This window comes from Pseudoalteromonas sp. AWM4_233 (assembly GCF_056158285.1).
This window is the reverse complement of record NZ_JBSWSZ010000113.1, coordinates 351,644-361,844: the sequence shown is the minus strand read 5'-3', so window position 1 is coordinate 361,844 and position 10,201 is coordinate 351,644. Positions and strand designations below refer to the sequence as shown.

13 protein-coding genes are annotated in these 10,201 nt (G+C 39.7%); 4 read left to right on the top strand and 9 right to left on the bottom strand.

The features are described 5' to 3' along the window. The first annotated feature begins 204 nt into the window (after window positions 1–204). The 3 genes from ACXAC4_RS23155 to ACXAC4_RS23145 all read left to right on the top strand — a co-directional run bounded on the left by ACXAC4_RS23155 (window position 205) and on the right by ACXAC4_RS23145 (window position 2,688). Window positions 205–702 carry an SRPBCC family protein gene (locus ACXAC4_RS23155; protein ID WP_475166025.1) on the top strand — a complete coding sequence of 166 codons (498 nt, stop codon included), beginning with the start codon at window positions 205–207 and terminating at the stop codon, window positions 700–702. A 41-nt stretch (window positions 703–743) separates the two neighbouring features. Next, window positions 744–1,598 (top strand): AraC family transcriptional regulator, encoded by an 855-nt coding sequence (locus ACXAC4_RS23150; protein ID WP_475166020.1) that lies wholly within the window; start codon window positions 744–746, stop codon window positions 1,596–1,598. 175 nt (window positions 1,599–1,773) lie between these two features. Next, a complete protein-coding gene (locus ACXAC4_RS23145) occupies window positions 1,774–2,688 on the top strand; it encodes an SDR family NAD(P)-dependent oxidoreductase (protein WP_475166016.1) in 915 nt (304 codons plus the stop codon). Between the two features lie 578 nt (window positions 2,689–3,266). Here the strand turns inward: ACXAC4_RS23145 and ACXAC4_RS23140 are convergent. The 5 genes from ACXAC4_RS23140 to ACXAC4_RS23120 all read right to left on the bottom strand — a co-directional run bounded on the left by ACXAC4_RS23140 (window position 3,267) and on the right by ACXAC4_RS23120 (window position 7,483). After that, window positions 3,267–4,898 carry a methyl-accepting chemotaxis protein gene (locus tag ACXAC4_RS23140; RefSeq protein ID WP_475166012.1) on the bottom strand — a complete coding sequence of 544 codons (1,632 nt, stop codon included), beginning with the start codon at window positions 4,896–4,898 and terminating at the stop codon, window positions 3,267–3,269. Window positions 4,899–5,138: 240 nt separating this feature from the next. Continuing rightward, a complete protein-coding gene (locus tag ACXAC4_RS23135; RefSeq protein WP_475166009.1) occupies window positions 5,139–5,753 on the bottom strand; it encodes an HAD-IB family hydrolase in 615 nt (204 codons plus the stop codon). Window positions 5,754–5,759: 6 nt separating this feature from the next. Further along, a complete protein-coding gene (locus ACXAC4_RS23130; RefSeq protein ID WP_475166007.1) occupies window positions 5,760–5,969 on the bottom strand; it encodes a hypothetical protein in 210 nt (69 codons plus the stop codon). Between the two features lie 9 nt (window positions 5,970–5,978). Next, complete coding sequence (locus ACXAC4_RS23125; protein WP_475166004.1) at window positions 5,979–6,587, bottom strand: DUF998 domain-containing protein; 609 nt, start codon at window positions 6,585–6,587, stop codon at window positions 5,979–5,981. A gap of 47 nt (window positions 6,588–6,634) precedes the next feature. Continuing rightward, entirely contained in the window at window positions 6,635–7,483 is an 849-nt protein-coding gene (locus ACXAC4_RS23120) for a LysR family transcriptional regulator (protein ID WP_475166001.1), read from the bottom strand. A gap of 129 nt (window positions 7,484–7,612) precedes the next feature. Here ACXAC4_RS23120 and ACXAC4_RS23115 point away from each other — a divergent pair, with 129 nt between their 5' ends. Then, window positions 7,613–8,296 carry an FMN-dependent NADH-azoreductase gene (locus ACXAC4_RS23115; RefSeq protein WP_475165996.1) on the top strand — a complete coding sequence of 228 codons (684 nt, stop codon included), beginning with the start codon at window positions 7,613–7,615 and terminating at the stop codon, window positions 8,294–8,296. Between the two features lie 71 nt (window positions 8,297–8,367). Here ACXAC4_RS23115 and ACXAC4_RS23110 read toward each other — a convergent pair whose 3' ends face one another. The 4 genes from ACXAC4_RS23110 to ACXAC4_RS23095 form a co-directional block, all read right to left on the bottom strand. After that, entirely contained in the window at window positions 8,368–8,712 is a 345-nt protein-coding gene (locus tag ACXAC4_RS23110; RefSeq protein ID WP_475165992.1) for a Fis family transcriptional regulator, read from the bottom strand. 215 nt (window positions 8,713–8,927) lie between these two features. Beyond that, a complete protein-coding gene (locus ACXAC4_RS23105; protein WP_475165990.1) occupies window positions 8,928–9,134 on the bottom strand; it encodes a hypothetical protein in 207 nt (68 codons plus the stop codon). A 135-nt stretch (window positions 9,135–9,269) separates the two neighbouring features. Beyond that, a complete protein-coding gene (locus tag ACXAC4_RS23100; protein WP_475165988.1) occupies window positions 9,270–9,680 on the bottom strand; it encodes a hypothetical protein in 411 nt (136 codons plus the stop codon). A gap of 25 nt (window positions 9,681–9,705) precedes the next feature. Continuing rightward, entirely contained in the window at window positions 9,706–10,062 is a 357-nt protein-coding gene (locus tag ACXAC4_RS23095; RefSeq protein WP_475165985.1) for a cupin domain-containing protein, read from the bottom strand. Window positions 10,063–10,201: the final 139 nt, after the last annotated feature.

Below are 10,201 nucleotides of genomic sequence, written 5' to 3'. Positions count from 1 at the left end.
CTTGATTAGTATTCTAGATGACAGTTGTGATAACGGATTGTTACTTATGTTTTTCTCAATTAGTCCAGCTTTGAAATTTTACGGCCAAGTTCATATAAAAGTATCCATAATTAATTTCTTAGAACAGCAAGAAATATCAAAAAACACATTTTAGCCACCCCTATACTGGCTCCATATTCAAACGCCGAAGGCATAGGAGCTAATATGAAAATCACTAAGAAAACGGTAATAAACAAACCCGCAGAGCAAGTTTGGCATTTAGTTGCTAATCAGTTTGATAAAGCTCATTTATGGATGAGCCCAATACCTAAATCTGTAGCATTAGGTGAAGGTGAAAGTAAGTTGGGAGCAAAGATGCAAGGTCGAATTTGCGATTTAAGTGATGACCCAAATGGTGCAAAAGTAAAAGAAGTGATCACTGCCTATGATGAACTTAGTATGTCAATCTCATTTGATGTTTTACCTGTGAACAACCCTGCTGTAATCCCTATAAAACAAAACCATGTTCAGATGACAGTGCGTTCTCTCGGGGTTAACCAATGTGAAGTGTGTTGGACTGCGTCGCCAAGTTTGAAGTGGTTTGCGTATCCGTTTTATCCGCTACTGCGTTTGGTATTTCCTGTCGCATTTGGCAAACTATTAAATGGATTAAAAGAGTACTCAGAGTCAACAAACATCACTTTGAAAGCGACTACTGCGTGAGTTCAACTCGAGTAATATTGAGAGCAAAAGAGGATAGTGGCATGGAACGTTTCTTTAAAAGCATTGATTACATTGAACAACACTTAGATCGAAAGATCAGTGTGCATGAAATTGCTGCTGCGTCTCACTATTCAACTTATCATTACAGTAGGATATTTAAAGCATTGGTTGGTGATACTCCAAAAGAATATTTACGAAAACGCAGGCTCACTTTGGCAGCTAAACGTTTGTTGACCGAAGATGTTGGTATATTGGAATTAGCTTTGGAATGCCAGTTTGATTCACAAGAAGCCTTTACCAGAGCATTTAAAGCGTTATTTGATATGACACCCGCGCAGTATCGAAAAATTAATGAGCCGTTTAGATTATTGTATAGAAAGCCCTTTAGTGAGAGCGACCTTGATCATCTTCAAAACAGCGTTAGTATGGAACCCGAAATCATTAATCAACCAGCTATGAAAATTGTTGGTATTGCGAATGAATATGAAGACGGTGACTTAAGTTTACCAAAGCTATGGAGTGGCTTTAGGCCTTACAGAGATAGCATTCCCAACCGTGTTGGCGATCATTGGTTTGGTATATATGAAAATTATCAAGAAGATGAAGACATCACTCGGTTTGTTTATATTTGCTCTGCAGAAGTAGAAAATTTTGAAAATGTACCAGATGGATTGATCACCCGTGAAATCGAAGCACAAACCTATGCCAGATTTACTCATCAGGGACCCATAGCTAAAATTGAAGAAACTTTAAGGTATATCTGGGGTAGTTGGCTGCCTAAAAGTAATTATGAGTATGCTGATAAACCTGACTTTGAGTTATTGCCCGGAGGCTTCAATGATGAAGACCCTGAAAATAAGGTGTACCTGAATATCCCTATAAAATTAAAAGCCTGACCTAGTCGGGCTTTTTTCATTTTTGCGATATCAAAATTTTCTGACTTTACGGTATTTTTCTGACTTTCAATACACACCTCGCTTATTAAACACAGCAAGAAATATCAAAAATTACTTTTCCTAAACACCTATTCTAGTCACATAGCCAAGCACATATTTACATATAGGAGTTCAGATGATCAGAAGCGTATTAATAACAGGCGCGAATGCTGGTTTAGGTAAAGAGGCGGCCAAGCAACTGGCAGCTCGTGCAGAAATAGACGTGATTTATTTAGCATGCCGTAACCCAGAAAAAGCCCTTGCCGCACAAAAAGAGTTAGAAGGTGAAACAGGTCGATCTATTTTTAAAATATTGATAATGGATGTAAGTAATTTACATTCGGTGCGCACAGCAGTACAAAATTTGGCAAAGCCTGTTGATGCTTTGGTAATGAACGCAGGAGGGACAGGTGGAAGAAACTTTAATCGGCTTAACGAACAAGGTGTAACGGAGATCTTTGCGGTAAATTTACTAGGCCATGCTGTTTTAACCGAAGAGCTAATTAAAGCTCAGAAACTTACTAAGGTTGCTGTGTATGCGGGTTCTGAGGCTGCAAGAGGAGTTCAAGAAATGGGCATGAAACAACCTGAGTTTATAGATTCTTCGGTGGAGGAGTTCATTTCCGTATGTGACGGGAGCCTCTTTGGAGACATTACGGATGCGACAATTCCTTACGGTCCTATTAAATACATGGGGGCTATGTGGATGTCGGCTATGGCAAGGCGCTATCCTGAAGTGAGATTTATAACTATGAGCCCTGGGGCGACGACTGGGACTGAAGGGTTTAATTCTTTGTCGTTTGTTAAACAATACGTAATGAAAACCATGATGAAAGTAATGCTATGGCTAGGTAAAGTACACCAAGTTGAAACAGGTGCTCAGCGTTATTTAAGAAGCTTGTTTGATACAAGTTTGGTCAGCGGTACATTTTACGCGAGCCAAAAAGGTTTAACTGGCCCTATAAGTGATCAGTCGAAACTGTTTAATGATTTAGCTAATCATAAGTACCAAGATAATGTATATCTGGCGATAAAAAAATTCGCAGATTAGTAAAAGCTTAAGTTTTTCTCTAAGTGGTTATGCAGGCCAAAATATTCGTCTAGAACTCCTAGAAAGTACTTAAAAACTAGATGTATTAAATGTAAGGCCTAGTAGAGGACTTCTTATGGGCTGTTAGAGAGAATGCATTAGCAAAAGTCGTTTTTATGTCATCCTTAACAACGAACAAGGCGGATGTATAGATATGTTCAAAAGTTTAACTAGTAGTTCCCGTAGGCGCAGGTTTATCCTGCACAAAATAGCGCGATGTAAAATCGCGCCTACAGCAATTACCAATTTAATTTTTTGAATGTAGGTCGTCGTTTACGGCGACAAAGTTTTTATGCTCCGGTAGCACCGACTTTATGTGGGGTATTTTATGTCGCTATCGTTTGAATATTTTGTCGGGCTTAAGCCCGACCTACAACACGAACTTACCTAAAACCCTAGAACTAACAACTCACAGTAGGCGCTGGTTTACCCTGCGCAAAAAAAAGCGCGATATAAAATCGCGCTTACTTTTCAAGTCAAAAATTGTTTTGCAGTCAGTGGCGGTGCTTCACACATACCGCGCTCTGACTTTCACATTTTTAAACCTTAAACTCTCTTACTAAATCACTTAACTCTTGCGACATAACACTGAGCTGTTGGCTAGCTGCATGGGTGTGTTCAGCACCTGTTTCGGTTTGCTCTGAAACTGCTGCGATGCTAGCCATGTTATCTGCAATAACTGCGATGTTATCAGACTGCAATTGCGCTGCAGCGGCAATCTCAGCGTTTGAAAGCTGAATAGCCTGCATCGCGCCATCTACTTGCTGTAGCGTCTCATTACACTGCTTACTGATCAACAAGCCTTCATTAGCAGACTGTTTACACAGTACCATTTCATCAACAGTGGCTTTTACCCCTGTGTGAAGTTGGTTAATAATGGCTTGAATATCTTCTGTTGATTGCTGGGTACGCATTGCAAGCGTTCTAACTTCATCAGCTACAACGGCAAAGCCTCGACCTTGTTCACCTGCTCGAGCAGCTTCTATTGCGGCGTTGAGGGCCAGTAGATTGGTTTGCTCAGCTACCTTTTGGATCACATCAAGTACTTCGGTGATTTTATCTGAGCTATTTTGTAGTTCCTTCACCGCATGCTCTGCGCTATCTACTCGTTCAGCTACTTCATTGATTGAGACAGCGTTGTCATTAATGTGCTTTAAACTCTGAGCTGTTAACTGACCAGCATGCTCCACGTTATCAAGGGCACTTTGTGTTTGTTGAAAAACTTCTTGGGCAGACTCGTTTAGGTGGCTGACTTTGTCTTGTACTGACGCAGTTTCTTGATGCTGTTCAACAATGCCTGTTTTTATCTGCTGTGTTACCACAGATAGCTCTTCGGCTTGAGACGCTAACGACATGGTATTTTCGTTAATATTGTCTAGCACATGTCTAAACTGGGCGTTACTTTCATTAAAGGCGCGTCCCATTTCAGATAGTTCATCATTACCCTGATGCTTTAGCTGAATTGTCAGATCTTTCTCATTCGCCACTTGAGTCATGGTACGAGTCAATTTATTCAATGGCTTTGTGATGTTGCGCGCCACATATTGCGAAACAAAAAGTAATATTGCGATGTAAACCAACATTTCAATTAGAATGCTGCGTAAGGTTTGGTAGTAGGTCTCTTGAATATCTGTTAGGTAAATGCCTGTACCAATTACCCAATTCCAATGTGCCTGTTTTTGTACATACGACACCTTTTCTTCTTGTTCATTTGACCCTGGTTTTGGCCATTGATAGGTAACAAAACCCTGGCCATATTGTTCTGCAGTATCAACAAATTGTGTAAAAGCATTACGAATAAATGGTTTTACATGGGTTGTCATTGATTGATCATTGAGTGCAGGTTTAATTGGGTGAGCAACCATGTCACCTCGGTTGTCGAATACAAAAAAGTAGCCTGACTCACCGAAACGGGTGTTATTGATCAAATACTTTGCTTGTGCCTGCTTTTGCTCAGTGGTTAGGTTGGCTGATTTAGCAATGGCATTCAATTGAGAGCTGACAGATTCCACAAGGCCAATCGCCTTTGTTTGTCTTTCAGCTGTCATTGTGTCTTTCAGTTTGTTTGCAGCAGAGAGTTGGATCCCCACTATAATTGCGATAGAGATAGCAATAGAGATTCGCAGCTTATTGGCAACTTTTACTTTGCCAAGCAGGCGGTTGATGTTCAAAACAATGACCTCACATTTTGTATGTATATTGTTAATGAAATGGCTGTGAGTGAGGAGTTTACCCTAAAAGGGTGCAATAATGAGATTTATTTTTATTAATGAGTTATTACTTTTTGGATCTTTATATGCAAAAACCTGATTAAACATCAGTTTTTTATTATTCAGTTAATGTAAATGAAAGTGAAAATTAGCTAGGTTAAATTCAGTTAATAGGTAGAAAGCATTAAAAACTTTGACTCGCTATTTTAACTTAATCCAATTCATATATTGTTCGTCGGCGAGAGACAAAAGTGCATGGTCTTCCGGCGTGTCACCATAGGCATAAATACGTTTAAATTGGTCGAGATTAAACATTGATTTTACTCTCTCAGCCTTAATGTGATTGCTCACATCTCCGTTTAGATAAAGCCCTGTAAATTTATCATTCTTAATCGCAAGCTCACTGCAAATTAGCCCAATACTAAGTGACTTACACCAAGGCTCTAAGTACAGGTTTAGAGAGGCTGAAACCACAACAACGGTATCACCTTGTTGTAAGTGCCACTGCAAACGCTCAATGGCTTGTTTGCGAAGGTGTTTGGGGATCACCGTAAGCGCGTATTCTTCTCCAATAGGGCACAGGAAGCTAATGGGCTTGTTTTTATAAGCAACAAAGCTTGCTAATTTTCGCAAAGTTGGCGCTGGGAAAAGGCCCAGTTTATAAAATCCATAAAGAGGAAGTAATGTCAGCCTAATTAACCAAGCGCGCTTTTTTGTCGCGGAAAACTTTAAGAATTTAGTGAACATATCGGCATCGGTTAAGGTGCCATCAAAATCAAAAAGGGCTAAGTTCTTATTACTCAATTTTTCAGTCATAAGGGCTTAACCCTGTAAATGAGCCAGTAAGTGCGGCTCCAGTTGCTTAATTAGGTTGTCGACCTTTTTAGATTGAATATCTAGAAATAACCAGCCATCAGTACCCATGATCTCTAGTTGCGATATTACCAAAGCTTTTTGATCAGACACTTCTCCTGACACTCTAAAAATACCTAACGGCGTATGTATACGGCTAATTTCGAAAGATTGCTTCATTATTGATTATTAACTAAAAGAGATGACTAAAGAGAACATGCTCAACCAAACTAACTGCGTGCCATAAGAAATACGCTGATATAGCCCGACTTTTTGTTTCTGAACATAGGCTTTTTTCATCAATATAAGGGTATAAATAGTAGCGATAAGGCTCATGATTGAAAAAGCTTTAAACGCGAAACTGTTAATGGCAGATAGCGGCGCGATGAGCATGAATATGGGGGCTAGCAACAGTGAAAGCAACATAAATAAGCCCGCCCACGAATGGATGTTACAGTCACGACTCGGCGCTTTGGTATAAGGATCTGCATCCATAGGGAAAAAGCCTGCAACCCAAGTGCCTAGACCATGCACGACAATACATACTCCAGTAAGCTGAAGCCATATATTAGGTTCTAAGTTAAATACATACGCACCAAAGAGGCAAAACAGCACACCGAGCGGGTAGTTATTGATAAGTGGAGAAAACCTTTGTGTTGGGCTACCAACGGCACCAAGTTCGCTACAAAACTGCTCACTATGATTGTAGTTTGGGTAAAGCTTTGCAGCATAAAACACACCTAAAACCAACCAAATTGACGCGATTAAACCCATTAAAGACATGACTTGTTCAAGCATCTGATAACTCTCCTTAATTCATCTTTTACTCGATGCTTATTGTTCCATTACAGCATGAGATTGTCTAACCATTCGATGAACATATGGGTGTGTCTAGAGGTATTTTTTTGTTTGTTTTCGATGTAGTAACAAAAGGCAGAATCGATAGCTTGGGTGCTCAATTCTTTAAGTAGTCCGGCTTGCAGGTATCCTTGAGTGAGTGTTTTTGAACAAAACACATAGGCGTTTTCGAGCATGGCTTGTTGAATGCCAAACAGCTCTTGATCGAAATACTTAACGACAACATGTTTGTCTTGTAATGCATTAAGGGCCAACCAGTCTTCAAGTGGGGCGTTTGGTAAAGCGTTGTTTTTCCACTTGGTGGTGTAAATAGTTACGCAATCATTGTAGATGAATTTATCTGCGACATGCGGCGCACTAAACAGATTAAATTGCTCGCACTTGATGATATCTGCTTGGTTTTGTTGCTCAAGTATTCCAAATCGAACGGGTAAGGTGAAGTTATCTGTTGTGAGTTGCTCACCACTGGTGATGTTGACAGTTATCTGAGGGTATTGCTGATAAAAGTGGTGTAGCGCTGGAATAAGCACTAATGCGGCAAAAGATGAGGTGGTTGCGACATTGATCAATTTGTCTTTCGCCGTCACTTTATCAATACCAGCTTGTATGATGTTAAAGCCTTGGTTTGTGGCTTCTGCCAATTGTCTTCCTGCAGCTGTGAGCGTGACTTTTCTTGTTTCACGAGTAAACAAGTTCACATTGAGTCGTTGCTCAAGGTTATTTATGTGGTGAGAAACAGCTGTGGGTGAAATTGCCAGCTCTGTGGCTGCCGCTTTAAAGCTCCCCAGTCTTGCTGCCGACTCAAATGCTTTTAGTGCGGGTAATGAAACATTCATAGTGCTTATCGTTATCTTAAAAAAGTAAGATAGATAAGTTTAATTCATCTGTAAATGTTTTTTACTCGTTTGTTTAAGCATCAAAAAGTGACAAAAATGGCACTCAAATCAAACCAATGAGGACAAAAAATGTGTGTTGTATTACATATAGATGCAAGCGTAAGAGCGCTCTCTAACGACAACCCTGATCATGATTCTATTTCTAAAAAGCTGGCAAGAACATTTATCTCAGAGCTGAAAAAGCAAACTCACATAGATGAGTATATGTATCGAGATGTAGGAGTGAACCCACCGCAGTTTATTACGCAAGATTGGATCGGTGCGGTGTTTACGCCAAAGGCTAGCAGAACGGCACAGCAACAGAAAATCTTGGCTCAGTCTGATAAGTATATTGCTGAGCTTGCAAAAGCGGATGTGATCGTAATGTCATCGCCCATGTACAACTATGGTATGCCTGCACAGCTCAAGGCGTGGTTTGATCAAATCATTCGTATTAATGAGACTTTTGATTTTGACTTAGCCCGTGGCGATAAGCCTTTAGCGCCGTTAATGTCGGGTAAGGCTTTGGTTATTATTACTTCAAGTGGTGAATTTGGCTTTGAAAAAGGAGGTATCAACGAAGCGCATAGTCATTTAGTGCCGCATCTTCGCACATTGAGCAAATATTTGGGGGTTGATCAGGTTTTCGAAGTCGCCTCTGAATATCAAGAATTTGCAGACGAACGACATACAAACTCAATGAACATGGCACTGCAGAAATTAAGTGCTATTGCCTGCGTATTATCTGAAAAGAAAAGTGTGAATTTAAATTGATTTCAGCTTTAGGTAACTAGTTTTTAGTTACCTAGCTTCCTAGTTACCTAGCTTCCTAGTTACCTAGCTTCCTAGTTACCTAGTCTTCTAGCCCAATTACCATTATGTTCAGCTAGGCAGTTTTCTTCAGAATCGTAACTGACTACTTTAGCCACTGACTTTATTTTTAACTTCATCATATTTAACTCTTTACTGATAAGATCGAGTAAATATGCATTCTGTGACGATTTTAAGTAGTCATTCAATTGTTCGTTTGTATCAAACACACAGGTGATCTTTAAGCTATTTGGAAAATCTGAGTAGTTAGCTTGGTGAGTTAGCCACTGAAACCCTTCGATATTTTTGAGGGCGGCATCACACACCTGAGTCAGCGATTCTCTGAGTTGATTGTCTATTTTTTTGTCGGACTTACGCATAGAAAAATTCCTGAACTGCTCTATCACATTTATTGGTTTTGGCGGGCAGTATACAGGGCTAAAAGCCATTTGAAATCGAATTATATAGGCAAAGCTGATCATAGGGGTTATCTCATTGTTGTAACCTCGTCCTGTGGTTGTGAAAAATGGCAAAGCCAGAGTGTGCACATATAAATAGCATTACTCTGGCTATTAGATTTTTAAATAGTTTTGCATCAGTTGTACCCTAATACACAAGCTTCTTCACGAGACGCTTCATGTTTTTCACCCATGAATTGTTCGTTTAAATCATGCAATTTACACTCTTGTTTAGCCATCATTTCAAGCACTTTCTTGCGGTAATCGTGTGAGCTATTGAAAAGCTGTGCATTTAATTCAGGAAATAATTCTTTAAGGTTTTGATAAGTAGTTAGCGTATACATGGCGGCTTCCTCTTTATATCATCTTTAATTTACTCACTATAGATAAAGCAGAGTGTGTGCCAATTGTAACTTATTGATTCTTATTAAAACGAAACTTTTAAATTTCGTTTTGAAACTTGTTTTGCAATTTGCGAATTAATTTGAGATTTCTTTTGAAGTGCTGGTGGCAAGAGTACAGTGAGTAATATACACACCAATGTGTTCATCTTTATAGTGATGGTTAAAGTTGTTGATATAGCTGATATGTGTCTCGAACCCATGGGAAGTTAATGTGTTGGCTAAATTTTCAATGACAGTGAAGTCTTGAACTAACTTAGGCATAAGAATCGAATTATGAAGCATGCCATTTGGCAACTCAGCGTCAGATTTGACCACACTTACCCGTTTAATCTCCTCTAAGGCAGAGTAAATCTTTGTGAGTTCATCTGGGGAACACTGAGGTGCAATGACATGCACGTTGCTTTTGGCTGCACAGCCCAACAAATAGACAGTTGCTAGGCCTATAAAAGGCAGTAGAAGAAAGAGTCTTAATTTTGAGATCGCCACAGCTTTACTTTTTAAAATATGAAAATTACAGCTTGCTGTTTTTGATTTCAGTTTCAACGATGATGATTTCAGTGTCGCCGATGTTTTTAACATTGTGCGTGCCGCCAGGCATATACATAGTTTGGCCATCTTTTACAGTAATAATACGGTCTGGCTTATTGGTATCTTCAGGCGTGATGGCAAGTACGCCACCTTTAACAAAATACACAACGCGGTTTGCATAAACATGAGTATGTACGCCTGATTCGCTGCCCGCAGGGTAAGTGGCTCTGATCACTTCAACGTCTGTGTTGTCGAGTAAGATTTCTTTTTTCGCTTTGATGGCTGCAAAGCTCGATGTGCTAAAGATGAGCAGCGTGGCTAAAAAAGTGTATTTCATCATGTTGATATCGCTGTTGTTTTAAGTTGTTAAATACTATGACGTATTTTAAATGTATTGCAAAGCGTGATGTAAAGTTGCGCCTACGGGTAGGGAAGTTGTGCGGTTTCAATGGTGATTGCAGGCGAGGGGTTAACTCTCT